The organism is Xanthomonas sp. NCPPB 3569, from assembly GCF_041475645.2.
Taxonomy (GTDB): Bacteria; Pseudomonadota; Gammaproteobacteria; order Xanthomonadales; family Xanthomonadaceae; genus Xanthomonas; species Xanthomonas phaseoli.
Map to the genome: position 1 here is coordinate 4910863 of NZ_CM192969.1, position 25405 is coordinate 4936267.

Sequence of the window (25405 nt, forward strand, 5' to 3'; positions counted from 1 at the left end):
AGCGCATGCGCCACAGGCATCCTGTCCACTTCGAATGGCAGGAGCAGGCAATGCGCATGATTCGGGTCGGCCTCATCTTCGGTGGCAAATCGGCCGAGCACGAGGTCTCGTTGCAATCGGCGCGCAATATCCTGGATGCGCTGGACCCGCAGCGCTTCGAGCCGGTGCTGATCGGTATCGACAAGCAAGGTCAGTGGCACGTCAACGACCCCGACAGCTTCCTGCTGCATGCCGACGACCCGGCGCGCATCGCGCTGCATCGCAGCGGCCGCGGCGTGGCGCTGCTGCCGGGCGCGCAACAGCAGCAGGTGCGCCCGATCCAGCCGGAGCAGGCACTGGCGCAGATCGATGTGGTGTTTCCCATCGTGCACGGCACCCTGGGCGAAGACGGCTCGCTGCAGGGGCTGCTGCGCATGGCCAACCTGCCGTTCGTCGGCTCCGGCGTACTCGGTTCGGCGGTCGCGATGGACAAGGACATGGCCAAGCGCGTGTTGCGCGATGCCGGGCTGGCGGTGGCGCCGTTCGCCTGCTTCAACCGCCACACCGCCGCCATGGCCGATGTGGATGCGTTGATCGCGCAGTTGGGCTTGCCGCTGTTCGTCAAACCGGCCAACCAGGGCTCGTCGGTCGGCGTCAGCCAGGTGCGCAGCGCCGACCAGTTCGCCGCTGCACTCGCCCTGGCCTTGGCCTACGACCATAAGGTGCTGGTGGAAGCGGCCATTGCCGTGCGCGAAATCGAATGTGCCGTGCTGGGCAACGATGCGCCCCAAGCGAGCGTCTGTGGCGAAGTGGTGGTGCACGATGCGTTCTATTCGTACGAAACCAAATACATCAGCGAACACGGTGCGGAGATCGTGATCCCGGCTGCCATCGATGCGCAGACCCAGCAGCGCATCCAACAAGTCGCGGTGCAGGCCTACCAGGCGCTGGACTGTGCAGGCATGGCGCGCGTGGACGTCTTTCTGTGCGCCGATGGACGCATCGTGATCAACGAGGTCAACACGCTGCCGGGCTTTACCCGCATCAGCATGTATCCGAAATTGTGGCAAGCAAGCGGGCTGGACTATCGCAGCCTGATCACGCGGTTGATCGAGCTCGCACTACAGCGGCATGCCGAGGACCAACTGCTGCGCAGTGCGGTCCAAACGCAGTGATGGCGCTGCCGCCGCGACATGCCGTACCGCCGCACAACCACGACGCGGCGCTTGCGCTCAACAACACCGATGCCACCGCTGGTCCTTGCTCGATTTCGATGGCCTCGCCGCGTTGCTGGCAATGGCTTGGCGCCTCCGTATCGTCGCGCCGGCTGACGGCTTGCTGCTCGCGCTGGATCAGGATGCGACGTGCCACTGCGAACTTCGGGTGGACGGCCGAGCGCGTTGCACGCTTCATGGAAGTCGGTCGCATCGTGATCGCCGCACCCGCACGTCGGCGAGGTCTTGCCACGCAGGCGCATGGCGAACTCATCCGTCAGTCGCGTGCAGCAGGACAGCGGCGACTGGTGTGCGAGGTCGATCCGAGGCCTGCCAAAGCCGCCTTCAGCGCGCTGCATCGGTCACTGGAATTTGCTGCGATCGGCGATGCCGTGCCGGCCAATGGCAAGCACGTGCGGTCTAAGGGAAAACAGCGGTAATCAGCCAAAATCCGGGCACTTGCCGCCACAACGCACAGGGCCCGCGTCCTTGCGGAAGCGGGCCCTGTGAGCGCCAACCGGCAGCGCCGCTGCCGTGACGTATCGCAGCGAAGCGTTATACCTTGCCGCGACGGAACATCGAGATCACTGCCAGGATCAGGAACACCACGAACAGGATCCAGGCGATGTTGGTCGCCGCACCGGCGATACCGCTAAAGCCCAGCACAGCAGCGATGATGGCGATGACGAAAAAGATGATGGCGTAATGCAGCATGGCAAGGTATCCAAAAGTTGTCGTGCCGAATCGGCGCAGACGTATCTTGTGGATATGCCGGTCTTTATCCGGTGATGGCGATGTCGTTGGAAGATGAGGATCGCAGCCGTTGCAGGCCTTCTTCGATGCTGACGCGCGGTACATAGCCGAAGTCGCGACGTGCCGGCTCCATGCTGTACCAATGCGGCGTACACAGCTGTTCCACCAGGAAACGGGTCAACGGCACCTCGCCTGGCAGACGCAACAGTGGCCATAGCGTTTCGCACACAGCACCGATGCGGTAGGCGGTGTTGAACGACAACGAACGCGTGACTGCCGGCGCACCCACTGCAGCCAGCAAACGATTGAGCAACTCGCGCATCGGCAGCGGTTCGCCATTGGAAATGAAGTACGCCTTGCCTGCGCAGGCAGCGCCCACGGCAAGGTGCTCGAACGCATCGAAATGCGCCTGCGCGGCGTTGTCGATGTATGTGCTGTCGACCAGATTGCTGCCATCGCCGACCATGCGCAGCCGCCCGGAACGTGCACGCGCTGCCAGGCGCGGCAGCAAATGATTGTCGCCCGGACCCCAGATCAGGCGCGGTCGCAGTGCCACTGTCGCCAACTGGGCGCCGTTGGCGGCCAGTACTGCACGTTCGGCAATGGCCTTGGTCGCCGCGTAGGCGGCGCGCAGATTGTCGCCATACGGCACTTCATCGGCACCGAGTCCTTCCACCGGGTTGGTGGCGCGATGGGTGACGCTGGGCGTGGAGGTATAGATCAGCCGCGGCACGCCATTGGCGCGACAGGCCTCGATCACGTTCTGCGTGCCCACCACATTGGCCTGGTGGTAGCTGTCGTAACTGCCCCAGGCGCCGGCCTTGGCGGCATTGTGGAACACCGCATCGATCCCGGCAAAGGCATGCCGCACCGCCTGCGGGTCGGCCAGGTCGCCGCGGATCTGGCCCACGCCCAGGTGTTGCAGCACCGGGTAATCGCCGCGCTGGAAGCTCACCACCTCGTGCCCACGTGCGCGCAGGCCGCGGCACAACGCCTGGCCGAGAAAGCCGCCACCACCGGTCACCAATACCTTCATCGCACCACACCTCGCCTTTGAGGGACGACACCATAGCCGGCCACACCCGACTTGGCGATCTTGCCTCGACGCGCGGCCACGCAATCTGACGCAGGCGACCCGAAGCGACCAACGCACACTGCGCCTGATGTCCGGCGCAGTGTGCAGTGCTCGGAATCGATCGCTCGCACACTGCGATTTCTGAGCGCGCCATCCACGCCCGCCTGACCACTGCGCGCGCCCTGTGGTCAGCCGCTCTCCTGCAGCTGCTGCGCTGCCCACACCGCCAGCGTTTCGCGGCCGATCTTGGCGTTATGGCGGATATCCACCGGAAAGCCCGGATGGCACAGGAAATCGGCGATGCCGGCGGTGAGCGGATGCGCTGCAGCGGTACTGCGCAGCTGCTGCCTGAAATCCTCCTGCTCCATCGGGCTGGACATCCAGGCGTAGGCGTCCGGTTCGTAGCACAGCACCGGACGCTGCCGGCCCCTCTCGCCCACGCCCACCAGCGCGCTGCGCCCCATCCCGGGTAGCGCATTGAAGATCTGCTCCACCTGCTCGGTGTACATCGGGCCTTGCGCGGTTTCCACGCGCTGGGTCTTGCGCCCGCAGAACCACAAGCGTCCCTCGGCATCGAAATACCCCACATCGCCCATGCGGTGCACGATGCGCTCGCTGCCATCGCCGCAACGTTCGCGGATCTTGGCGATGCGCGTGGCCGCATCGCGGTTGAAATAGGTGTCGGTGGCGGTGGGGCCGGCCACGGTGATCTCGCCGACCTCACCCGTCGCCAGTTCGCGCACGCCGCTCCAGTCGGCAATGGCCGCATCGTCAATCGCAATGATGCGCACCTGGTTGGGCGGCACCACATGGCCCACGCAGGTGCCGGCACCGGCTTCCGTGGCGCTGCGCGTCGCTTCCAGGGTGCGGCCTTCGATCGCGGCCACCGGCAGGCACTCGGTGGCGCCGTACGGGGTCCAAAACTGCGCATCGGCCGGCAGCAGCGCGCGGATCTTGGCCACCACATCCGGCGGCACCGGCGCACCGGCCGAAGTGGCCAGGCGCACGTTGGGAAGCGGCTGGCCATACTCGGCCAGCACGCGCATCAAGGCGGGCGAACCGAACAACTGGGTGACGCCAAAGCGCGCGATCGCATCATGCAACTTGCGCGGGTCGGCGCTGCCCGGGCGCGTCGGGTCCATGTCCGGAATCACCGAGGTCAGCCCCAGCGCGGGGTCGAACAAGGCAAATGGCGGGAACGTCGGCAAGTCCACGCCGCCGGGCTGCATACCGAAGGCATTGCGCAGCAATTCGATCTGCCCGACAAAATGCCGGTGCCGGTAGACCACGCCCTTGGGCACGCCGGTAGAGCCGCTGGTGAACAGGATCGCCGCCACATCGTCGGGCGCGGTGTCGGCCAACTGGCTGCCTGCGCCGGCGCCATCGCGCTCTACACGCGCCAGCGTGACTCCGCCCCAGCCGTAAGGTCCGCCGACGGTGACGATCTGCTTTGCCGAGCGCGCCCAGCGCAACAGGCGACGCGCCAGCTGCGCCAGCGCAAGGCCGATAAACGCCTGCGGCTGCGCTTCGTCCAGACACTGCTTGAGCGCGCGCTTGTCGATGCCCGGGTCCACCAGCACCGGCACCGCGCCAGCCTTGAACAAGGCGAACATCAGCAAAAAGAATTCCGGCGACGGCCGCACCATCACCACCGCACGCGCGCCGCGCCCGATGCCGTGGCGTGCCAGTCCGGCGGCAATCGCATCGCTGCGCGTATCCAGCTCGGCATAGCTCAAGGTCACATCGTAGGCGGCAAACCCGTTGGCGCCGCGACCGCCCGGGCAGCGGATGGCGATCTGGTCGGGGCGCTCGCGCGCCAGTTGCGGAAGGGTGGCCGCGATATTGCAGAGGGTCGTCATGGGCGCATTATCACTCATGCACCAATGCCGCCGGCCGCCTGCAGGCTACCTGGAGACAACGCGCGGCGCAGGGGGAGGCAGGCGCGGCTCACCATCGCGCGGCGCCCATGACGCATCGACGCGCGACAGTGGCCGACCCAATCGCGGCAATAGGTTCGCAGCGCATGCCAGAGCGCGACGGCACGCGTGGAGCCCCGCGTCCCCAGGCATGGCGGCGCATCTGAATCGCTAACCGGTCACCGCAGCACGCTACTTGTATCGCGGCGCGGTTCGGTCAAAATGCCGCGCTTCCCACGCGATTTCGCCGCGCCAGGCCCGGCATTCCATGGCACACCCCTGCCTTACCTGCGGCGCCTGCTGCGCCTATTTCCGCGTCAGTTTCCATTGGAGCGAGGCCGATCCTGCATTGGGCGGCAGGGTGCCGATCGAGCTGACCGAGGCGCTACGCACGCATGAGCGGGTGATGCGCGGCACCTCGCAATCGCAGCCGCGCTGCATCGCGCTGGACGCAGACATCGGGCGCTACAGCCGCTGCAGCATCCACGACCGCCGCCCATCGTCCTGCGCGGCCGTGCCGGCCTCACTGGAATTCGGGCAGCGCAGTGCGCAATGCGATAAATCGCGCCTGGCGCACGGCCTGCACGCGCTGACCGATGCCGATTGGGTCGGCGTGGACGACGCGCAACGCAATCCGCTGCCGCCGGTGTAACACCGTAGCGCAGCACCTGTGTCGTGCTCGCAACAGCGTGGGCAGGCAGATGGCCCAGATGTCCGGTGCGCTGCATCGGATGTCGATGCAGTCATTCCAGTCATTGCGTGCGGTGAGCTGACGTGTTCCCGCACGCTGTGCCGGCGCGATGCGCTACAGCCGATTGCGCTCCAGAAACGCGCGAATCGCCGGCACCAACACCTCATGCTTGTCTTCCAGCACATAGTGATTGGCATCGTCGAATGCGGTCACTTCGGCCTGTGGCAATGCCTTGCGAAAGCCGGCCAGGAAGTGCTTGTCGAAACAGATGTCGCGCAGGCCCCAGGCAATGAAGACCGGGCGATCGGCGAACGCAGACAGCGCCTGCGCCGAGCGCTCCAGCAGCGACCACCCCTTGTCGGCCGGCGACAGCGGAATATCCTGCATAAAGCGGATGGTGGAGATGCGATTGCGCCAGTTGTTGTATGGCGCCACATACGCACGACGCACTGCTGCCGGCATCCGCCGCGACACGCCTAGCCACGAAGCGCCGGACGAGAACGCATTGAACGTGCGGATGAACCACTCGCCCAGCCGCCAGTGCCGGCCCATCGCAATCTGCCATGGCATCGGTTTTTCCGCCGGCAGCGGGAACGCGGCCGTATTGGTGATGACCAGCCGCTTGACCTGCGCGTGATGCGACAACGCCCACCCGAAACCGATCATGCCGCCCCAATCGTGCACCGCCAGCGTGACTGGCCCGGTAATGCCCAGATGCCGCAACAAGGTGTCCAGATCGTCCACGCGCGATTGCAGCGTGTAGTCATAACGCGGCTGCGCGTCGGGTGCATCGTCCGGCTTGTCGGACAAGCCCATGCCGATGTGATCGGGCACGATGCAGCGGTAGCGATCGGACAGGCCGCTCACCAGATGCCGCCACAAATAGCTCCACGACGGATTGCCATGCAGCATGACAACCACCTCGCCATCGCGCGGGCCTTCGTCCAGATACGACATCGCAACGCCGGGTCGCACCTCAAGGCGCTTGGGGGTGAAGGGATAGCCGGGGTAGTTCATGATCTCTCGATGTAAAGCAGGGACTGGAATGTGTCTGGCGCCTGGTCAACACCATCGCGCCCCACGATCGCTACAACGTTGACCTGTGTTGCATAGGCAGCAGCAGTGATGAGCGACGTGATTACTTACAGCGGTTGCGCTCCTTCGCTGAGGATGTCGAGATATGCCTGATAGGCAAAGATGCGATGCCGCTGCTGGCCGGTGAGTTCATTGACGATTTCCAGCTCTTGCAGCGTGCGTACCGCTGCGCGGATTGTCGGCACACTCAGCGACAGATGCGGCGCAACCTGCGGCACCGCCAGCACCACACGCCGCGCGAATTGCTCAAACACCAAGCCCACATTGCCCGCACGCTGGCCCAGGGCAGCAATGCGTGCGCGGTCCCGCGCCAATAGCGCGAGCAATCGCTGCGCGGTATCGACAGCTTGCTGGGCGGTTTCGGCCACGCCGTCCAGAAAGAAGCCCAGCCACCCTTCCCAGTCGCCATTGAGCCGGACTGCATTGAGACGGTCATAATAGTCGGCGCGGCGCCGCTTGAAATACAGACTCAGATACAGGCTCGGCTCCCGCAGCACACCCTCGCTACACAGGATCAAGGTAATCAGGAGCCGTCCCAATCTTCCATTGCCATCACTGAAAGGATGGATGGTTTCGAACTGGACATGCGCAAGCGCCGCTTTCACCAAGGGCGGTATCTGCCCTGGTGGCGCATGCAGAAATTGTTCGAGTGCCGCCAGGGTGCCGGGCACTGCGTCGGGCGGCGGAGGCACGAAATGGGCGAGCGCCGGCGACGATCCTCCTATCCACACCTGACTGCGACGGAATTCCCCGGGCTGCTTGCTGGCGCCGCGGCCACCCTGAAGCAATAACGCGTGCATTTCGCGGATCAGTCGCAAGGACAGCGGGAAATCGTCATCACGCAGACGACGCAGCCCATGATTGAGGGCGGCAACGTAGTTGGAGACCTCTTCGACGTCGTCCATGGGGACGCCCGGTGCCGCGTCCATTTCAAACAACAGCAAATCCGAGAGCGACGATTGCGTCCCTTCGATTTGGGACGACAACAAGGCTTCCTTGCGAACATACTGATAAAGGAACAGCTCCGGGTCCGGTAGCATCAACGTAATGCCGTCAAGCCGTCCCAACGCCTGATCAGCGCGTTCCTTGCGCGCAACCAACTCGACCTGTGCGAAGTCCAATGCCGGCACCGGCGGCAGTGGGCCGGGCACGAACGCTTGATAGCGGCTACCGGCTAGGGCGCCAGCCACATAATGCCCGGTCGTGCGATGCGGCATCTTCTTTCCTTACAGTCAGCAATGGTTCTTGCAAGGAAACTTAGATAGCACTTTTTTTCTTAAGCAGCGATGTTGCACGGCATGCAGCGACGCAGGCCGTGCAAATGCGCATCACCAAACCACTTCCGCCATCGAGCAATTCAGGCCCGAGCCAATGCCCAGCAGCGCGATGCGGTCGCCCTTCTTCAGGCGCCCAAGCTCCTTGAGCTTGCTCAGCACGATCGGCACCGAGGCCGGGCCGATGTTGCCGTGCTCGCCGAAGATGGTCATGACCTTGGCCGGGTCGATGCCGAACGACTTGACGAAGGCGGCGGTATGCGGGCGGCTGACCTGGTGGATGACGAACTGGTCCAGCTCGTCCACCGCCCAGCCCAGCACCTGCCTGGCGGCCATGAAGGTCTTCTGGGCCAGCTTGATGCCTTCGATCAGCAGCAGGCGGGTATCGGTGACCATACGATCCAGGTTGCCCCGGCACAGCTTGTTCCACTCGGTGGCCGAGCGGGTCACGCCTCCCTTGTAGCGCGGCGCGTCGGGCACCAGTTCGGTGCGCGCCATGACCATGGCTGCTGCACCGCACCCCAGGGTCAGCGCGGCAAGTTCATTGCGGAACTCCTCCTCGGTGACATCCGGCGAGGTCATGCGCTCAAGGGTCTTTTCGTAGACCAGGTTGGCCGTCTCGCCATCCACGACCAAGGCATAGTCGATCTCGCCGCGCTCGAGCATGCGCGCGGCGATGTCCATGCCATTGATGAAGGCAAGGCAGGCATTGGCCACGTCGAAGGTGACGCAGTGGTCGCCCACGCCCAGGTTGCCGGACACGATGGACGCCGTGGACGGCTCCAGGTAGTCGCGGCTCACCGAGGTGTTGACCAGCAAGCCGATCTTCTCGATGCCGATACCGGCATCGATCAGCGCCTTGCGCGCGGCCTGGGTGGCGGCGTCCGATGCCTGGACATCCTGGTCCCACAAGCGCCGTGCATGGATACCGGCAACGTCGCCCAACACGTCGGTCTTGATCCCGAGACGGTCGTAGGTCGGTTGCAGGCGTTCGTTGATTTCCTTGGAAGTCAGCGTGTGCGGCGCATCAACATGCGCCAGTCCCGCGATGGAGACATTCTGGAAGAGCATCGAAGTAGCGCCATGGCGTCAGGCGAGGGGGCGCTAGTCTAGCCGCTGGCCGGTTTTACCGCATCTTTACAATTCGCCTGCGCCCCAGCCCAACGGTTCAGCGCGGCGGGCAGCGGAAGGCGTTGAAACGCTGGCTGCCGTCAGCCGGCTGGCCTTGCGCCTGCACCGCATTGGCGTTGGCGCCGGGGGCCTCGTTGCGCGCCAGCGTTTCCAGCTCTTCCTGCACGCGCAGTGGGTTGCGATTGTAGAAACCGACCTTGCTCTTGACCGTCACCACCACTTCGCCCTGCTGCTGACACCCCGCTGGCACAGGGCCTGCGGGCAGCACCCGCACGCTTTTGCCGCTTTGTTCGATCGGCACCCAGGTGCACGCCGCAGTGGTGGTGGCAACCAGAACAGACAGCATCAGCACGCGCATACGTCATCACACCTGTGGGGAAAGCCGGATTGTGCCGCAGTTGCCTGCTGGCGATCCGGCGCGCCGTGGTACCCGCCATCCACCCATTCAGCGCACCGAACCGCCCTGCCTTGAGCGCTCATAGCTGTCTGGCCGCGATGTCCGGCGTCCTGTAGTGCGTCCGGGTGTCCGGACGCGGACACCTTCAAGCATCTAAAAACCCTTTAAAAACAATGGTCTTTGGTTGGCACATTATTTGCTCTGCTGTATCTCGCAACCGCCGGCAGGAGACGAAACTGACTTTTCGCTGAACAAAATAAAAAACCACGCAAAAGTTCTTGTACATACCGAAACGGTGTACTACATTACTACCACACCACTGACTAACAACACCAAGAGACCTCGCCATGAAGACCCAGACCCTGCGCATCGCCCTCTCTACCGCCCTGCTCGCTGGCGCCACCCTGGCCGGGCTTGCCCAGGCCACCAGCCTGACCACCCTGGAGACCGTGCAGGTACGCCCGGCCGCCGACCAGATCGCCCAGCAGACAGTGGAGCGCAATAGCGACATTCGCACCCTGACTGCCGTGCAAGTGCGTCCCTCGGCCGAGCAGGTGGCCGCCCTGGCCGCCGAACAGGCTGGCCCGCGCATCGTCACCCTGGCGGCGGTGCAAGTGCGCCCTTCGGCCGAACAGCGTGCCGATCTGGTGGTGCGCAGCGCTGCCGCCAGCGCGCAGAGCGTCACCGGCCAGGCAGCTGGCGCCATCGGGGCACTGATGGGCCAGGTCATCGTGAACCTGCCGACGCCGCAGCTGCAGCCCTCGCCGGCCGAACTGGAAGCGCTGGTCAACGCCGCCATCAGCCTTTAAGCACGCGCGCCGCTACACTTGCGCGCATGCCAGCACCTGTCCTCGACGTCATCCTGTTTCAGCCCGAAATTCCGCCCAATACGGGCAATGTGATTCGCTTGTGCGCCAATACCGGCGCGCGCCTGCACCTGATCGAGCCGCTCGGCTTCGACCTCAGCGACAAGCAGCTCAAGCGCGCCGGCCTGGACTACCACGAATACGCGCCATTGCAGGTGCACACCGACCTGCCTAGCGCACTGGCCGCGATCGCGCCCAAGCGCGTCTTCGCACTGAGCACCCGCAGTACGGTGCGCTACGACACGCCGCAGTTCGCCGATGGCGATGCGTTTTTATTTGGTCCGGAAACCCGCGGCCTGCCGGCCGAGGTGCTGGAGTCGATTCCGCCGCAGCACCGGCTCCGTCTGCCGATGCGCCCGGACAACCGCAGCCTCAATCTGTCCAATACCGTTGCGGTGATGGTGTTCGAAGCCTGGCGGCAATGGAATTTCGCCGGCGGCCAGTAGCCACGCAATCGCCGGAACCGTGCGCAACGGCATGTGAATGCGTGCCCGCTGGCAAGACCGCATCGCGGACGCGCGGGCAGATCCTGGCTGTCGCATCTGCTCTCTCGCCAAGACACGTCATCTGTGTTGGCGGCGATCGGTGGACGGCCAACGACAGTGCATCGATCCGGACTCACGAAGCGATGCTGCGCGTCGCGTCATCTGCGCGCCTTACAGGCGTCCTCGCCGACGCGACCTGCCGCTGGACAGCATGCACTTGCCCGCCCTTGCCCGCGCAGTGCGGTCGATAAAGCGCAAGCCGCAACGAACATCGATCGGTCGTCACCTGCGTGCGCGCACTGCGCACCGGTCACAGCCCTGTCTCGGCCTGCATAGAAGCCGCTGCCTGCAACATGCCGCGGCAGCCGGCCCACAGCGCCACCGCCAGCAGCGCGATCGCACCCAAGGTCAGAAACGCAACGCGGTAACCGAAGGCATGCGCCAACCAGCCACCGAACGCAGGACTCAGTGCCGCACCGACGCCCTGCACGGTCATGACCGCACCCTGGCCGACATTCACACGCCCGGTGCCCTGCAACAACCGCGCGACCAGCGCCGGCACCACCACGCTTTGCAAGCCGGCACCCAGCCCATCGAGGATCTGCACCGGGAACACGCCCCAGCCGTGGATCACCGATGCCGCCACCAGGGCGCGCAATGGCAACGCCATGAACGCCACCAGCAGCACCCACCAGTGCCCATGCACGCGAATCCAGCGCATCGCCAGCAGCGCGACCACCACCATCGTGGCCTGTGCCACCACGATGGTGGTGGCCGTCAATGCACTCGGATCGCCGGCGTGCGCCGCCACGATCGCCATGCCGTACAGCGGCAGCATCGCCGCATTGCCTAGATGGAACAGCCCCAGCGTCACCGCCAGCAGCGCCAACGGGCGGCAGGTCAGCAGCACACGCCACCCACTCAGCGCATCGCCACCGTTGGTAGTTGCCAGACCGCGTGCTGCGCGGTGGTCGATGGTCGCAGCCGGAATCGCCAGCACGGCCACCAGCGCCAGGGCGCCGAAGAATGCGGTCAGCAGGAACACCGCGGCAAACCCATAGCGCCATCCCAACCAGCCGGCCAGCACCGCGGCCAGCACGTTGCCGGCATGGTTGGCCACCTGATTGCGCGCCAGTTGATGGTCGAAACCGTGCGCGTGCACCAGCCCCAACGTAATGCCCGTCAATGCCGGGCCGATGCCGGCGGCCGCCAACGCCGAGGCGATCTGTGCGGCGACCACGCCGGAAGAAGTGGGCTGCAGCCAGATCAAGGCGGTGGCAAGCAGGATCGCCAGGCAACCGATGACCACCACGGCGCGTTTGCGCCGGGTGGCATCGACCAGCGCGCCGGCCGGCGTGGTGGCGAGCATGCCGGCAATGCCGCCCACGCTCATCACCGTGCCGATCGCCGCCACCGACCAGCCTTTGGATTGCAGGAACACGCTGAGGAACGGCCCCAGCCCGTCCTGCACGTCGGCCACGCTGAAGTGCAATGCTTCCAGCGCGCGCGTCCCCCGTGGCCTGGCCTTGGTCATTGGCATGGCACTGCTCCGCTGCAAGCGCGCACGAAGGCGTACGTGCCAGACCAGTAGGCGAGCATCTCCGTGGCGCGCGGTGGCCGCATGTCCGGCTCCTAGTGTTTGGGCTTGGGTTTGGGTTTGTGCCCAGGGCCGTGCGGTGGATGCGCGATCGGCTTCAGCGTCGCCGCCTTGCCGCCCAAGGCATGGGCATGGATCAGCACACCGTGCGGCGTGGCCTTGGTCTCGCCTTCGGCCACCAGCGGCTTGCCGACCACCAGCTGTTTGGCGAAGTCGCCACCGGCATGCGGCGGAAACCGCACCGTGACCGCATCGTCCAGCAGCACGCCATGCACCTGCCCATGCGGACCGTGCAGCAACCGGGTGATGGTGCCGCTGTGCTGGGCTACTTCCGGCTTGGGCGGTTTGCCGGGCGGCTTGGGTTTGGGCTTGGGATGCGGCCCGTGCGGGCCTTCATCGAGAATGCGCTTGCCGCCTTCCGGATCGATGGCCAGCGCCACCAACATGTCCACATCGCGCGGCTTGAGGCCACGCACAGTGAGCGTGCTACCAGGCTTGAGCGCCTTCAGCAGCGCCTCGGACAGATGCGGCGGGGTGTGCACTTCGGTGCCATCGGTGAGCAGCAGACCGTCGATATCGGCCTTGGGGTTGAGCAGAAAACGCGCCAGGGTGCCGCGGGTGGCGGGGAGGAAATCAGGGTCGACCCAATGCATGGTGTTACTCCGAAAAAGGACCGGCATTACCGGTCAAGCCGCTGGCCGCGCGGAGGCGTGACCAGCGGAGGAAACCGACGAACAAGACAGGGGCGCTACGGTTCAACGGCCGGCCGGCGGAACCGGAGCGCCCGGCGGCGGTGGCGGCAGCGGGCCGTCCGGACGCGGCGCGCTGAACAGCGCACGCAGCGAGGAGCGATCACGCCCCAACTGGGTCGCCTCGATCGCACGCCCGTCCGGAGTGGCCACACCGAAGCCGCTGGCACTCAGTGGTGCGCCCACGCGCAGCAGATCGGTGAACTGCAGCGCCAGATGCGGCGGCATCCGCACCACCGTGCCATCGCTGACCAGCGCACCATTGACCTCGCCGGCAGGTCCATAGACCAGGCGCTGGATGGTGCCATCGGACTGCAACGGGGTCAGCTGGCCGGGGGTCGGCGGCGGCGGCGGGGCAGCGCCGAAGGTGGGCGGACGGTCGACCACCTCGCGGCCGCTACGGCCGGAGCGGATCGAACTGACCTGCAGCACCGGCAGATTGCCCAGGCGGAAGCCCTTGACGACGACACTGTCGCCGGCACGCACGGCCGCCTTCACTTCGCTGGAAAGATGCGGCGGAAACCCGACCTGGGTGCCGTCGCGCAGCCACAGTCCGTCGACCTCGCCATTGGGGTTGAGCAGGAACCGCTCGACGGTACCGCTCACGCTGACCGGCGTGGCGGCGACGGGGGTCGGCGGGGCCGGCGGAGCGCCGACCGGACCATTGGGAGCCGGGGGCGGCGGCGGCGCGGCCACCTGTGCGGCGGCGGCGCCGATGGTGCAGGCCAGGGCAATTGCAAGAACAGTGTGACGCATCATGGGGATATCTCCTGCGCGGCGGGAAAGGGCCGCGTACCAGAGACGAAGCAGCAATCGTGCCAACCTATAAGTAACTGTTTTAAAATGACTTTATCTGGTCGATCGCTGTGTGGAGACGTCTGCATTTCATCCATCCTGTCCGGTTTGGGGACACCTGCCCCGCAGTCTGCGATCGATGCGCGCACGCGTGTCACAAGCCGTATTCCTCCAGCTTGCGATAGAGCAACTGCCGGTGGATGCCCAGCCGGCGCGCGGCCTCGGCGCGATTGCCCTGGCTTTGTTCCAGCGCCGACCGGATCATCTGCGTTTCCAGCCGCGCCACCGCTTCGGGCAGGGTGCCGGTGACCGCCGATGGCTGCGGCGGCGGCAACTCGCCCGCCTCGCCCAGCGCGTCATCCAGATCCGCCGCATCGATGCTGGCGCCGCGCACCAACACCTGGCTGCGCTGCATGACGTTGCGCAATTCACGCACGTTGCCAGGCCAGCGGTGCGCAAGCAGGCGCTCCTGCGCGGCCGGCGACAGGCTCTGCGCACGCGCTGCATCGGCGCTCAGGAAGTGCTGCGCCAGCAGCAGGATGTCCTGGCCACGCTCGGGCAACGGAGGCAGTTCGATCGGCACCACATTGAGGCGGTAACGCAGATCGCTACGAAAGCGCCCGTCGGCCACGCAGGCCGCCAGGTCGCGATGGGTGGCGGCCAGCACCCGCACATCCACCTTCTGCGGGCCGCTGCCACCCAATGGCGTCACCTCGCCTTCTTGCAGGAAACGCAGCAGCTTGGCTTGCATCGGCAATGGCATGTCGCCGATTTCGTCCAGAAACAACGTGCCGCCATCGGCTTCGCGAATCAGCCCGCGGCGGTCGCTGCTGGCGCCGGAAAACGCCCCCTTGCGATGGCCGAACAACTCGCTCTCCATCAATTCCAGCGGAATGGCCGCGCAGTTGACTGCAACAAATGGCGCACTGGCGCGCGGGCTGGCGCGATGCAGCGCGCGTGCGGCCAATTCCTTGCCGGTGCCGGTTTCACCGGTGATCAGCACCGGCAGATCGGACGCCGCTGCCAGCCCGATGCGCTTGTGCACGGTGCGCATCGCCGGGCTGTGGCCGACCAGTGCATCGTCGTCCTCGACCGGCGCAGGCGAGCTGTCTGCCGCTGCAGCCTGCGCATCGGCGCGACTGAGCAGCGCACGCTCCACTACCTCCACGATATCGGCACGACCGACCGGCTTGACCAGATGATCGAAGGCGCCCAGCGTCATCGCCTCGATCGTGTTGCCGCTGGAGACATGCGCGGTCAGCATCACCAGCGGCACCTGGCGCGCCTGCGCATCGTCCAGGCGCGCACGCAGCACCGCGATGCCATCCATGCCCGGCATGCGGAAATCCACGAACGCCATGTCGATGCCGCCTTCGCTCAGACGCGCCAGCCCGTCCGGCCCGTTCTCGGCGGCGACCACCGCATGCCCGAGCGAGCGCAAGGTGACCTGCAAGGTGGTACGAAACGCCGCATCGTCGTCGATGATCAGGATGCGCGCCATGGCAACTCCAGGATGAAATGGGTCAGCCCGTCGGCATGTGCGTAGCGCGCGTGTCCGCCATGCGCACGCGCGATCTCGCGCACCAGCGCCAGCCCCAGGCCATTGCCGTCGGCGCGGCCGCTGACGAACGGTTCGAACAACTGCGCAGCGATCGGTTCGGCGACCGGCGCGCCGCGGTTGCAGACATCCACTTGCAACATGCCCTCCACTGCTGCCGCTTGCAGCGTAACCTCGCTGCCTGGCTCGGCATGCTGCGCGGCATTGCGCAGCAGGTTGTGCACCGCGCGCCCCAATTGCTGCGGATCCAGCATCCAGCGCAGCGGCGCCGCCGGCAGCAACAGACGGGGCGATGGCATCCCCGGCGGTAAGGGACTGTGTTCCAGTAGCCTCGCCAACCAGTCCTGCACCACCACCGTCTCCAGGTGCAGGCGAATCGGCTGCACCATGCCGAGCAGGCTCTCGACCACACCATCCAGGCGACGCATCTGCCCCAGCATCAACTCGCCATGCGCCGTGTCGTGAGGCGTCGCATCGCCGCGCGCGATCTCGTTTTCCAGCGCCAACCGCATCGTGGCGATCGGGTTGCGGATTTCATGCGCCACGGTGGCCGTCATGCGCCCGAGTGCGGCAAGCCGTTCGTGCCGCGACAGCTCGTCGGCCAGCCGGCGCGTCTGCGCCAGCGCCTGCGCGTTGCGCTGCGCATAGTCGTTGACCGCCGCGCCCAGACGGTCCAGTTCCGGCGTACCGGTCGGCGGAATGTGCGGCATCTCGGTGTCGGCCGCCAGCGCCTGCTGGATACGCTGCAGGCGCTGGCTCCAGCGCCGCACCAGCACGCCCAGCGCAATGGCCGATATCGCCACCATCGCGAAGATCAGCAACATGCCAACGACCAACGGCCGCCATGCGTCGGCCTTGCTGGCCGGCACCCGCGTCATGGCCCATGCCGCGCTGCTAGATGCCAACGGACAGGCGCTGATCAGCAGCACCTCGCGGCGACCGTCGCGACGGTATTGCGCCGCCTGCCTTGTCGTCACGCTCTGCTGCGCCGTGTGGACGATGTTGGCCCACTCGGCGGCGGGAATATCGGTCTTGTGATCGCTGCCGTCGTAGGTCGGGTACGCATAGGCGACAAAGCCCTTGTGCAGGTCCCAGACACCGCCTTCGACACCTGGCGCATCGGCCAGCACCAACTGCACCACCACCGCTGCCAGGCCCACGCCATCGTCGCCGCGACGCGCCGCCTCGCTTGCCCCGGCATAACGCTGCACGATGCGCGCGCATTGCCCGTCCAATTGCTGGCGCGCCTCCTCCAGCCGCACTCCCTCGGTCTGCCGATACAGGCCGTACAACATCGTGGCCACGCCCACACAGGCGGCCACGATCACCATCCAGATCAGCAACAGTTGCCGGAGCAGCGAACGGGGCATGGACAAAGCGGCCTGAAGAGGACAGCCAGTGTGCGTGAGTGCAACTGAATTAACGCAGGTTGGTCTTGACCAACGCGATGACCTCATCGCCACGTCCGCTCATCACCGCCTTGAGCAGATACAGGCCCATGCCCTTGGCCTGTTCGAGCTTGATCGCCGGTGGCACCGCCAGCTCCTGCGTGGCGATGCGCACATCCACCAGCGCCGGACCCGAATGCGCGAAGGCCTGGCGCAGTGCCCGCTCCAGTTGCGACGACTCATCGACACGAATGCCGAGAATACCCATCGCGTTGCTCATCGCCGCGAAATCCGGATTGCGCAACTCGGTACCGGTATCCAGGTAACCGGCCGTCTTCATCTCCATCGCCACGAATCCCAGCGAGGCGTTGTTGAACACCACCACCTTCACCGGCAGATTCAATTGCGCCAGCGAGATGAAGTCGCCCATCAACATTGCAAAGCCGCCATCGCCCGATAGCGAAATCACCTGTCGCCCGGGAAACGCCGCTTGTGCGCCCAGCGCCTGCGGCATGGCATTGGCCATCGAGCCATGATTGAACGATCCCAGCAGGCGGCGCTTGCCGTTCATGCGCAAGTAGCGCGCCGCCCACACCGTGGGTGTGCCGACATCGCAGGTGAACACTGCATCCTGATCGGCAATCTGGCTGATCAGGCGGGTCACGAACTGCGGGTGCAGCGGCTCGCCAGGATCTGCCGGCACCGCCAGATCGTCCAGCCCCTCGCGCGCGGTGCGGTAATGCGCAAGCGATTTCTCCAGAAAGCCACGCTCCTCGCGGCGCTGCAGCTGCGGCAGCAATGCCGCGATGGTTTCGCCCACATCGGCGGCAATGCCTAATTGAAGCGGCGTGCGCCGCCCCAGCGCGCTCGGATCGCGATCCACCTGCACGATGGTCGCGTCCTTCGGGTAGAACTGCCGGTACGGAAAATCCGTGCCGAGCATGAGCAAGGTGTCGCAATTGAGCATCGCGTGATAACCGGAACTGAAACCGATCAAGCCGGTCATGCCGACATCGAACGGGTTGTCCCACTCCACGTATTCCTTGCCGCGCAGCGCATGCACGATCGGCGCGCCCAGCGTATCGGCCAGCGCCACCACCGCATCGTGCGCATCGGCGCAGCCACTGCCGCACAGCAAGGTCACCGCCTTGCTCTGCTGCAAGAGCCCGGCCAGTTGCTGCACATCCTCGGCCGCCGGCAGCACGCGCGGCGCACGCAGCGCCGGCCATTGACTCGACAAATGCTTGTCCACCTCCAGCAGCGCGATATCGCCCGGAATCACCACCACCGCCACGCCCTGCTGCAGGATCGCCGAGCGCATCGCCCGATGCAGCACTTCCGGCAACTGCGCCGGGTTGGTCACCAACTCCACGAAGTGACTGCACTCGCGAAACAGCTCCTGCGGGTGGGTCTCCTGAAAATAGCTCAGCCCGATTTCGGACGAGGGGATATGCGCGGCGATTGCCAGCACCGGCTGGCGGCTGCGATGGCAATCGAACAGCCCGTTGATCAGGTGCAGATTGCCCGGACCGCAGCTACCCGCACACACCGCCAGCTGGCCGGTCACCGCCGCTTCGGCGCCTGCGGCGAACGCAGCCACTTCCTCGTGCCGCACATGCATCCACTCGATGGTCTGCATCTCGCGCAAGGCATCGGTCAAGCCATTGAGGCTGTCGCCGGTCACGCCCCAGATCCGCTCGACCCCGGCGCTCTCCAGCGTCTCGGCCAGAAACCGCGCCAACGTTCTCTTCTTCGCCACGATGCAGCTCCGCAAGTATGTTCACCAGGCGTGCAATGCTCCCAGCGGCGGCGTCAGTGCAATGTGCTCATATAGCGAGGGCGCGCAAAACGCTGGAAACCAGGCGATCTATCGCGTTTGGGCACACACACCTCACATCGGCGCCATGTAAGCGCTAGAGCATCACGTTTTGCACGTGCTGTACGCGCATTCGCATGCGACACAAGAAAGCGCAGCTGAATGTGACGCGATGATTCATCAACTGGTCAGTCCAAAATTCATGTCGCGTTCCATCGAATAACGGAGAATTTACATCTCGGCAGCGAACGGCATCCGCCTCAGCGCCGGTCCAATCAAATAAGTACAGGTATCCCGATCATGAAGACTTCTTTGCTGGCCCTCGGCCTTCTCGCAGCCCTGCCGTTTGCGGCCTCCGCTGCTGAAAACCTCTCCTACAACTTCGTCGAAGGCGACTATGTGCGCACTCCGACCGAAGGTCGCGATGCGGACGGTTGGGGCGTGAAGGCCTCGTACGCCATCGCTCCGAACTTCCACGTGTTCGGCGATTACAGCAAGCAGAACGCTGACGACAACAACAACGTGTTCGAGAACACCGACTCGGACTTCCAGCAGTGGGGCGTCGGCGTGGGCTTCAACCACGAAATCGCCACGAGCACCGACTTCGTTGCGCGCGTTGCCTACCGCAAGCTGGACCTGGACACCCCGAACATCAACTTCGACGGCTACAGCGTTGAAGCCGGTCTGCGTAACGCCTTCGGCGAGCACTTCGAAGTCTATGCCCTGGCTGGCTACGAAGATTTCTCCAAGAAGCGTGGCATCGACATCGGCGACAACTTCTACGGCCGCCTTGGCGCCCAGGTGAAGTTGAACCAGAACTGGGGCATCAACGGCGACATCCGTATGGATGGCGACGGCAACAAGGAATGGTCGGTCGGCCCGCGCTTCAGCTGGTAAGCCGCACGTTTGACTGCAACGCGATCTCTCTCCCGCGTTGCACTGGAAGCCCGGTCCCCCGACCGGGCTTCTTTCTTTTGGGCGACCGGTAGCCGGTGTGGGCACGCAGGTCACGACACGCGTCGCTTGGCACAGGGAACCTCGCCACCGATGTACCTGCGCCACCAGGGTTGGCCGCGCTCGCGTCGGGCCCCAACTACCTGGCGCCTGATCCGCCAAGGCCGTGCTTGCGCCACGCACCACGCAGCCAAACAAAAACGCCCGGTACTGCCGGGCGTTGTGTTGTGGTGCCGAGGTATTACCGGACCTGGCGCGGCGAACAAAACCGAGCGAGCAATCGTCCGGGGGCGTGGCCGGGGCGCGGACCAAAATGAAAGCATGGTGCGCGAAGATTCCGCGCACTAACCACGCAGGGCCGGGCAGTAGGCGCGGCCGTTTTGTCGACGTTCTCAGGTAAACAAGGTCTGCGGGTACTCTGGCTTGCGCTCGCGTGCCAGCAGCTCCTTCAAGCCTTCTTCCGGGGTGATTTCACCGTGCAATACCGCGCGCACGGCATTGGAGATCGGCAATTCGATGCCGTGGTGTTCGGCCTGGCGCATGACCTCATCGGCCGTCTGCACCGATTCGACCACCTGGCCGATCTCACGGATCGCATCGTCCAAGCTCTGCCCGCGCCCCAGGGCCAGACCCAGGCGCCGGTTGCGCGACAGATCGCCGGTGCAGGTCAGCACCAGATCGCCCAATCCGGCCAGGCCCATCAGGGTTTCCGGGCGCGCACCGATGACCGCGGCCAGACGCAACATCTCGTTCAAGCCCCGCGTGATCAGCCCGGCCCGGGCATTGAGACCAAGCTGCATGCCATCGGCCACGCCGGTGGCCACCGCCAGCACGTTCTTCATCGCCCCGCCGAGTTCGGCGCCCACCATGTCATCGCCGGTGTAGGCGCGGAAGGTGGGGCCATGCATCGCGTCGGCCACCACTTGCGGAAACGCCGCATCGTCGCCGTGCACGGTGATGGCGGTCGGCAGGCCAAGCGTGACTTCCTTGGCGAAGGAGGGCCCGGTCACCACGGCCAGCGGAACGCTGGGGCCGAGGATGTCGCGCGCAACCTCATGCAGGAACCGCCCGGAACCGGGCTCGAAACCTTTGGTCGCCCAGGCCACGCCGGCACCGACCGGGCGCAGCGGTGCGATCAGCCGGATGGTCTCGGTGAAGGCATGCGAGGGCACCACCACCAGGATCCAGGTGGCGTCGGCGACCGCCGCCCGCAGGTCGGTGGTGGCACGCAGGCTGTCGGGCAATGCAATGCCCGGCAGATAGCGCGCGTTCTCGTGGGTGCGGTCGATGGTGTCCACCATCGCCGCATCGCGCCCCCAGAGCACGGTGGGATGACCGTGTCTGGCGAGCAGCGCGGCCAGGGCCGTGCCCCAGGAACCGGCGCCGAGAACGGCGATCTTGTGGGTCCAATCGCTCATCGGCGCAATCAACGCTTAGGCGTTGCCGGCCGGCTCGGAATCGGCCAGCGAGGTGCCTTCGTTCTGACGCTGACGCAGGGTTTCTGCGTACAGGGCTTCGAAATTGATCGGCTGCAGATAGAACGGCGGGAAGCCACCGGCCTGGATCAGGTCGCTGACCAGGGTGCGCACGTATGGGAACAGGATGTTCGGGCACTGGGTGCCGAGCAGCACGTCGATCGCCTGCGGGTCCAGGCCGACCAGGCCGAACACGCCGGCCTGCTGCACTTCGGCCACATAGGCCGTCTTGCCGCCGGCGGTGCAGGTCAGGGTCACGGCCAACACCACTTCGAACGCGTTGTCGTTGAGGCGCTGCACCTTCTGGTTGAGGTTCAACTGCAGCTCGGGCTGGTTGGCGTCATTGAAGACGGCCGGTGCGTTCGGAGATTCGAAGGACACGTCCTTGACGTAAATCTTTTCGATGGTGAAGGCGGGACCAGCAGCGGCGTCGGCCGGCGCAGCGGCGCCGTTGAGGATTTCGTCGGACATTCCTAACTCCAGAAACGGTTCGGTGGATGCAGCGTTGAGTGATGCGAACGTGAAAGCGCAAGTCTCTCACGCCAGCAATGGGGGCGTGCTGGTTGCCGCACAAGGCGGATCAGCGGCCCTTGATCAGTGGCAGCTCGGCCATCTGCCAGGCAGCCACGCCGCCTTCGAGCCAGTACACCTTCTCGAAGCCGGCCTTCTTGAGCGTCTTGGCCGCGCCCGCGGAGGTGTTGCCGCTACGGCAGACCACCACCACGGGCGATGCCTTGGCGTTGGCCAGCAGCTTGCCGGCCGGATCGAACTTGGCCAGCGCCACGTTGCGGCTGCCGGCGATATGGCCCTTCTCGAAATCGGCGGTGGGCGACAGGTCGATCACCAGCGCGTTTTCGCTGTTGATCAGACGGGTCAGCTCGGCCGGCTTGAGCGCGCGATAGCCGCGGAACAGGCGCGCGACCTCGGTGACGATCAGGGCGATGGTCAGGCCCACCAGGGCCAGCGACAACATGGGGTTGCGGCCGACAAAGGCCTGCAGCTCTTCAAAATTCACGGGGTCAGGGTCAGTCGAGCGGGCGGGAATTGTCGCACAGCTGGCGCACGCGACGCCCGGCGCGCAGGGGCCAGGCTACTGGCCCTTCCACAGGTCAGGCAGGCCGCTGGCCAGCCACCAGCGCTTCTGCTCGGGATTCCAGCGCCAGAGCTCGACGCTGCGCACCAGCCGTTCGGCCTGGGTATTGCGGTTGATCACCCGCAACTCGACCTCGCGCCGCAGGTCGCCATTGGGGTCTTGACCCACGCGCACTTCGCGATAGCCGGAAATCTGCACCTGCTCGTAGCGCGAGCGTTCCAGGTCGCTGAGCGGGTGCGCCTGGGCATAGGCCGGCTCGACGAAGCCCTGCGCGGCATCGAAATCGTTCCAGCGCACGGCGGCCGTGTAGGCGGCCTGGGTGGTTTCCAGCGCACGCGCCTGGGCACGGCTGCCGGCATTGGCCACCCCGCTCAGCAGTGCCAGCCCAAGCAGCACGATCGTTGTAATGACTGCACGCATGCGTATTCCCCGGATCCAGCCGGCATCCTACCGTTTTGGAAACGCCACGAAACGCCCGCTCAAGGTGGCCGCGGCAGCGCCGGAGCCCAGCGCGATCTGCGCGCGCATGCCGATGCGCGCCTTGCCGCGCTGCCGGAACGTCGCCAGAAAGGCCTCCCAGCTTCCCAACTCGGACGGCTCGGCATTGGCGACCAGGTCTTCGTACACCGGCGCGACATAGCGCAGCTGGCTGTCGGCGACGTAGACATCGGCGTGATGCCCGGCCAGTTGCAGCTGCAGTGTCAGCCAGCCCCAGCTGGCCAGCGTCATCAGAGAGGCCAGGCTGCCGCCGAAGGCATTGGCCTTGTCGTTGACGTTGGCCTGCAGCGGCGCCCGCAGGCGCAACGCACCATCGTGCAACCCGTCAACGGCGATGCCCATCGACAGCACCGGCGGCATGGCGATGAACTGCTGCTGCAGCGACTGCAGGGCGGATGCGAGCGTGCACGAAGGAGTCATCGGCAAAGACTAAAGACGGCGAAGGGCGGCATCATGCCGCAATGTGCTGCAAGCGTCTTGTGCACCTGCATGACATGCGGTACCGCATGGTGAATGCAGTCATCGCCACCTGCGATGTGCGGGCCGGCATCGCCCTGGTGGCGTGCAACAAACGTCTCGACATCTTGGCCCAGCCCGGATCACGCGCTCGGTCAGCGAGCGGTGTCCGCCACGGTGCCTGCCGGTGGCGTTGCAGATAGCGCACCATGCCTAAAACCGCCCGCCAACGACCGTGCAATCGCCAGGCACAACCAACGCCTGCGCGCGACGGTTTGTTTGCCGCGCTACGGCGCAAAGACCACCTTGCGATAGCCCTGCGCCACGCGCAACAGCGCGATGGCCTTGGCTTTCCAATGCGTACTGCGCCGCTTCTGTGCGTGCGTCAGCGGCGCATCGATCGTGCTGGTAAACACGATGTTTTCCGCAGCTGCGTGGAAGAGTTTGTCCTGGATACACGCAGCCGGCGAGAGTTGATAGGTGGACAACTGATGCGCCACTGGCGACTCGTTCCAGCCGAACAAAAAAATATCGGCCATGGTGTGCCAGCGCGCCTGTGCGGCCAACAGCAATCGCGCTGCATCCCTGCTGATGATCAGCGCGCCGGCACACACCGGCCAGCAATGCTGATACGTCGATGGCCGCACCAGGCGCAGTTGGCGCCCGGCGACATCCGCCACCTTGGCATCGAGCTTGATGCGGTTGTAGGACGGCTCCAGCCGCACGATGCTGGGGCCGCCCGGCAGCCAGTGGGTGCTGCCCAGCAACGCCGGCAGTGCATCGGACAGATGCATGTCGTCTTCGAAAATCGCCGTGTAGGCGTCGTCGGAATCGGCCGCAATGCGCCACGCTGCCTGGTGACTGAGAAAACAGCCGATGTTGGACGCTGTCCACTTGCGCGGGCCGGTGCTGAAGGCATCGCCCGACCCTTCCAGCGGGCGCTCGCGTACGAACTCGGCGATCTGCTCGTCCGTCAGCGTGGCGCCATCGACGGCAGCAATGCGCTCGAACGGCAGGCCCAGCGCATCCAAGCGCGCCGACATGGCCTGCAGCCGGTCGCCGCTGCGCTGCATATTGATGAGGTAGGACTTGATCACTTCGCCGCTCCGGCACGGTTGTCGGCCAGGAGCGTGACCGGATTCCCAGCGCTTGCAAGAGGTTCTGGAATGAGTCGAAGGGCTCCGGTCAGGATGCCAACATCATCACTCCGGTTGCCGGCACTCGCCGACGATTCGCACTGGCACCCCTGGATGCGGCGACAGTGCGCCGCAGGTGACCGGCGCTCTCGCATAATCACCTCATGACCGGCCTTGCCCATCCCGATGCTGCCTGGACCCTGATCTCGCTACGCCCCAGCGGTGAACATGCGCCGCTACGGCGGGCAGTTGCGCGGCATGGCGGACGGGTACTTGCGCTGTCGCCGTGGCGCTTGCAGACCAACGACACCGCACAGGCGCGGGACGCGCTGCGGCAGGCGCTGGCAGCGCCGATTGCGATCTTCACCAGCCCGGCAGCGGTGCAGGCCGCGCATCGTCTGGCGCCGCTGCAGCGCCCGGCGCAGGCGCACTGGGTCAGCGTGGGCGAAGGCACTGCGCGCGCACTGCACGCCTGCGGCATCGACACCGTGATACGGCCGGCGCGCATGGACAGCGAAGGCCTGCTTGCGCTGCCCATGCTGCAGGCGCCGCTACAGGCCGTCGGGCTGATCACCGCCCCCGGCGGACGCGGCATGCTGGCGCCAACGCTGCAGCAGCGCGGTGCGCGCATCGTGCGTGCCGATGTCTATCAACGCATCCCGCTGCGCTTGCGCGCCTCGGCCATCCAGGCATTGTCGCTTGCGCTGCCGCGCAGCGTGCTGGCGCTCAGTAGCGCAGAAGCGCTGGCACTGGTTCTGCAGCAGCTGCCTGCCGAACTGGTCGCTGCGTGGCAACAGCGTCCGGTGGTGGCATCCAGCGATCGCATGCTCGAAGCCGCACACGCCGCCGGCTTCGTGCATGGCATGCGCGCACATGGCCCGCTGCCGTTGCAGCTTGCAGCTGCTGCCGAAGCGGCGATCATGACACCACCGCGACCTTGCTGAACTGCGAACTCAAGCACAGCTTGCCGCCGTCCGGCGCTGCACGCCATGCTGTGTGCGATGACTGCGGCGC

The 25405-nt window shown here is 65.6% G+C and carries 26 protein-coding genes and 1 pseudogene; 7 read left to right on the top strand and 20 right to left on the bottom strand.

Going from position 1 to position 25405, the window contains the following annotated elements:
• Positions 1-50: 50 nt before the first annotated feature.
• The gene (gene ddlA, locus ACCQ03_RS21195) at positions 51-1154 is read left to right on the top strand and encodes a D-alanine--D-alanine ligase (protein WP_209226758.1); all 1104 of its coding nucleotides are present in this window, start codon (positions 51-53) and stop codon (positions 1152-1154) included.
• Between the two features lie 57 nt (positions 1155-1211).
• Here the strand turns inward: ddlA and ACCQ03_RS21200 are convergent.
• A pseudogene (locus ACCQ03_RS21200) lies at positions 1212-1392 on the bottom strand (hypothetical protein).
• On the opposite strand from ACCQ03_RS21200, the gene ACCQ03_RS21205 reads away from it, so the two are divergent.
• The gene (locus ACCQ03_RS21205; RefSeq protein ID WP_057679334.1) at positions 1391-1633 is read left to right on the top strand and encodes an acetyltransferase; all 243 of its coding nucleotides are present in this window, start codon (positions 1391-1393) and stop codon (positions 1631-1633) included. The pseudogene ACCQ03_RS21200 and the gene ACCQ03_RS21205 sit on opposite strands and share 2 nt — an antisense overlap.
• A 115-nt stretch (positions 1634-1748) precedes the next feature.
• Here ACCQ03_RS21205 and ACCQ03_RS21210 read toward each other — a convergent pair whose 3' ends face one another.
• The 3 genes from ACCQ03_RS21210 to oleC all read right to left on the bottom strand — a co-directional run bounded on the left by ACCQ03_RS21210 (position 1749) and on the right by oleC (position 4880).
• Positions 1749-1907, bottom strand: coding sequence for a DUF1328 domain-containing protein (locus ACCQ03_RS21210; RefSeq protein ID WP_003468167.1), 159 nt, complete (start codon positions 1905-1907; stop codon positions 1749-1751).
• 64 nt (positions 1908-1971) lie between these two features.
• Positions 1972-2982 (bottom strand): 2-alkyl-3-oxoalkanoate reductase, encoded by a 1011-nt coding sequence (oleD, locus tag ACCQ03_RS21215; protein WP_057679152.1) that lies wholly within the window; start codon positions 2980-2982, stop codon positions 1972-1974.
• Between the two features lie 227 nt (positions 2983-3209).
• A complete protein-coding gene (gene oleC, locus ACCQ03_RS21220) occupies positions 3210-4880 on the bottom strand; it encodes an olefin beta-lactone synthetase (RefSeq protein ID WP_057679153.1) in 1671 nt (556 codons plus the stop codon).
• Between the two features lie 325 nt (positions 4881-5205).
• Between oleC and ACCQ03_RS21225 the strand changes: the two genes are divergently transcribed.
• Positions 5206-5589, top strand: a complete 384-nt coding sequence (locus tag ACCQ03_RS21225; RefSeq protein WP_005928616.1) for a YkgJ family cysteine cluster protein — start codon at positions 5206-5208, stop codon at positions 5587-5589.
• A 153-nt stretch (positions 5590-5742) separates the two neighbouring features.
• On the opposite strand, the gene ACCQ03_RS21230 is transcribed toward ACCQ03_RS21225, so the two are convergent.
• The 4 genes from ACCQ03_RS21230 to ACCQ03_RS21245 form a co-directional block, all read right to left on the bottom strand.
• A complete protein-coding gene (locus ACCQ03_RS21230) occupies positions 5743-6645 on the bottom strand; it encodes an alpha/beta fold hydrolase (protein WP_057679154.1) in 903 nt (300 codons plus the stop codon).
• 125 nt (positions 6646-6770) lie between these two features.
• Entirely contained in the window at positions 6771-7940 is a 1170-nt protein-coding gene (locus tag ACCQ03_RS21235) for a Fic family protein (protein WP_209226757.1), read from the bottom strand.
• Between the two features lie 111 nt (positions 7941-8051).
• Positions 8052-9068 carry a 3-oxoacyl-ACP synthase III gene (locus tag ACCQ03_RS21240; protein ID WP_005912222.1) on the bottom strand — a complete coding sequence of 339 codons (1017 nt, stop codon included), beginning with the start codon at positions 9066-9068 and terminating at the stop codon, positions 8052-8054.
• Positions 9069-9165: 97 nt separating this feature from the next.
• Positions 9166-9486: a DUF4156 domain-containing protein gene (locus tag ACCQ03_RS21245; protein ID WP_008572192.1), complete on the bottom strand. Its 321-nt coding sequence runs from the start codon at positions 9484-9486 to the stop codon at positions 9166-9168.
• A gap of 386 nt (positions 9487-9872) precedes the next feature.
• Between ACCQ03_RS21245 and ACCQ03_RS21250 the strand changes: the two genes are divergently transcribed.
• Positions 9873-10334 carry an XAC0231 family protein gene (locus ACCQ03_RS21250; protein ID WP_057679155.1) on the top strand — a complete coding sequence of 154 codons (462 nt, stop codon included), beginning with the start codon at positions 9873-9875 and terminating at the stop codon, positions 10332-10334.
• Between the two features lie 26 nt (positions 10335-10360).
• Complete coding sequence (locus ACCQ03_RS21255) at positions 10361-10837, top strand: tRNA (cytidine(34)-2'-O)-methyltransferase (protein WP_008572190.1); 477 nt, start codon at positions 10361-10363, stop codon at positions 10835-10837.
• A gap of 349 nt (positions 10838-11186) precedes the next feature.
• Here the strand turns inward: ACCQ03_RS21255 and ACCQ03_RS21260 are convergent, their stop codons facing one another.
• The 6 genes from ACCQ03_RS21260 to poxB form a co-directional block, all read right to left on the bottom strand.
• Entirely contained in the window at positions 11187-12416 is a 1230-nt protein-coding gene (locus ACCQ03_RS21260; RefSeq protein ID WP_057679157.1) for an MFS transporter, read from the bottom strand.
• Positions 12417-12508: 92 nt separating this feature from the next.
• Entirely contained in the window at positions 12509-13126 is a 618-nt protein-coding gene (locus tag ACCQ03_RS21265; protein WP_150145320.1) for a hypothetical protein, read from the bottom strand.
• A gap of 102 nt (positions 13127-13228) precedes the next feature.
• Positions 13229-13981, bottom strand: coding sequence for a hypothetical protein (locus ACCQ03_RS21270; RefSeq protein ID WP_057679159.1), 753 nt, complete (start codon positions 13979-13981; stop codon positions 13229-13231).
• 190 nt (positions 13982-14171) lie between these two features.
• Positions 14172-15518 carry a sigma-54-dependent transcriptional regulator gene (locus ACCQ03_RS21275; protein WP_057679160.1) on the bottom strand — a complete coding sequence of 449 codons (1347 nt, stop codon included), beginning with the start codon at positions 15516-15518 and terminating at the stop codon, positions 14172-14174.
• Complete coding sequence (locus tag ACCQ03_RS21280) at positions 15503-16945, bottom strand: sensor histidine kinase (protein ID WP_209226756.1); 1443 nt, start codon at positions 16943-16945, stop codon at positions 15503-15505. Before ACCQ03_RS21280 ends, ACCQ03_RS21275 begins: the two co-directional genes overlap by 16 nt.
• Before the next feature lie 49 nt (positions 16946-16994).
• A complete protein-coding gene (gene poxB / locus ACCQ03_RS21285; protein WP_209226771.1) occupies positions 16995-18704 on the bottom strand; it encodes a ubiquinone-dependent pyruvate dehydrogenase in 1710 nt (569 codons plus the stop codon).
• Between the two features lie 375 nt (positions 18705-19079).
• Between poxB and ACCQ03_RS21290 the strand changes: the two genes are divergently transcribed.
• Positions 19080-19676, top strand: coding sequence for an OmpO family porin (locus tag ACCQ03_RS21290; protein WP_003488520.1), 597 nt, complete (start codon positions 19080-19082; stop codon positions 19674-19676).
• Between the two features lie 449 nt (positions 19677-20125).
• Here the strand turns inward: ACCQ03_RS21290 and ACCQ03_RS21295 are convergent, their stop codons facing one another.
• The 6 genes from ACCQ03_RS21295 to ACCQ03_RS21320 form a co-directional block, all read right to left on the bottom strand.
• Positions 20126-21151: an NAD(P)H-dependent glycerol-3-phosphate dehydrogenase gene (locus tag ACCQ03_RS21295; RefSeq protein WP_209226754.1), complete on the bottom strand. Its 1026-nt coding sequence runs from the start codon at positions 21149-21151 to the stop codon at positions 20126-20128.
• A 15-nt stretch (positions 21152-21166) separates the two neighbouring features.
• Positions 21167-21679 carry a protein-export chaperone SecB gene (gene secB / locus ACCQ03_RS21300; RefSeq protein WP_003488515.1) on the bottom strand — a complete coding sequence of 171 codons (513 nt, stop codon included), beginning with the start codon at positions 21677-21679 and terminating at the stop codon, positions 21167-21169.
• A 109-nt stretch (positions 21680-21788) separates the two neighbouring features.
• Positions 21789-22223, bottom strand: a complete 435-nt coding sequence (locus ACCQ03_RS21305; protein WP_017156410.1) for a rhodanese-like domain-containing protein — start codon at positions 22221-22223, stop codon at positions 21789-21791.
• 75 nt (positions 22224-22298) lie between these two features.
• The gene (locus ACCQ03_RS21310; protein WP_057679162.1) at positions 22299-22721 is read right to left on the bottom strand and encodes a hypothetical protein; all 423 of its coding nucleotides are present in this window, start codon (positions 22719-22721) and stop codon (positions 22299-22301) included.
• A 27-nt stretch (positions 22722-22748) separates the two neighbouring features.
• Positions 22749-23219 carry a YiiD C-terminal domain-containing protein gene (locus ACCQ03_RS21315; RefSeq protein WP_017156408.1) on the bottom strand — a complete coding sequence of 157 codons (471 nt, stop codon included), beginning with the start codon at positions 23217-23219 and terminating at the stop codon, positions 22749-22751.
• A gap of 323 nt (positions 23220-23542) precedes the next feature.
• Positions 23543-24352 carry a glycosyltransferase family 25 protein gene (locus tag ACCQ03_RS21320; RefSeq protein WP_150145312.1) on the bottom strand — a complete coding sequence of 270 codons (810 nt, stop codon included), beginning with the start codon at positions 24350-24352 and terminating at the stop codon, positions 23543-23545.
• A 203-nt stretch (positions 24353-24555) separates the two neighbouring features.
• Here ACCQ03_RS21320 and ACCQ03_RS21325 point away from each other — a divergent pair, with 203 nt between their 5' ends.
• Positions 24556-25335, top strand: coding sequence for a uroporphyrinogen-III synthase (locus ACCQ03_RS21325; protein WP_057679164.1), 780 nt, complete (start codon positions 24556-24558; stop codon positions 25333-25335).
• Positions 25336-25405: the final 70 nt, after the last annotated feature.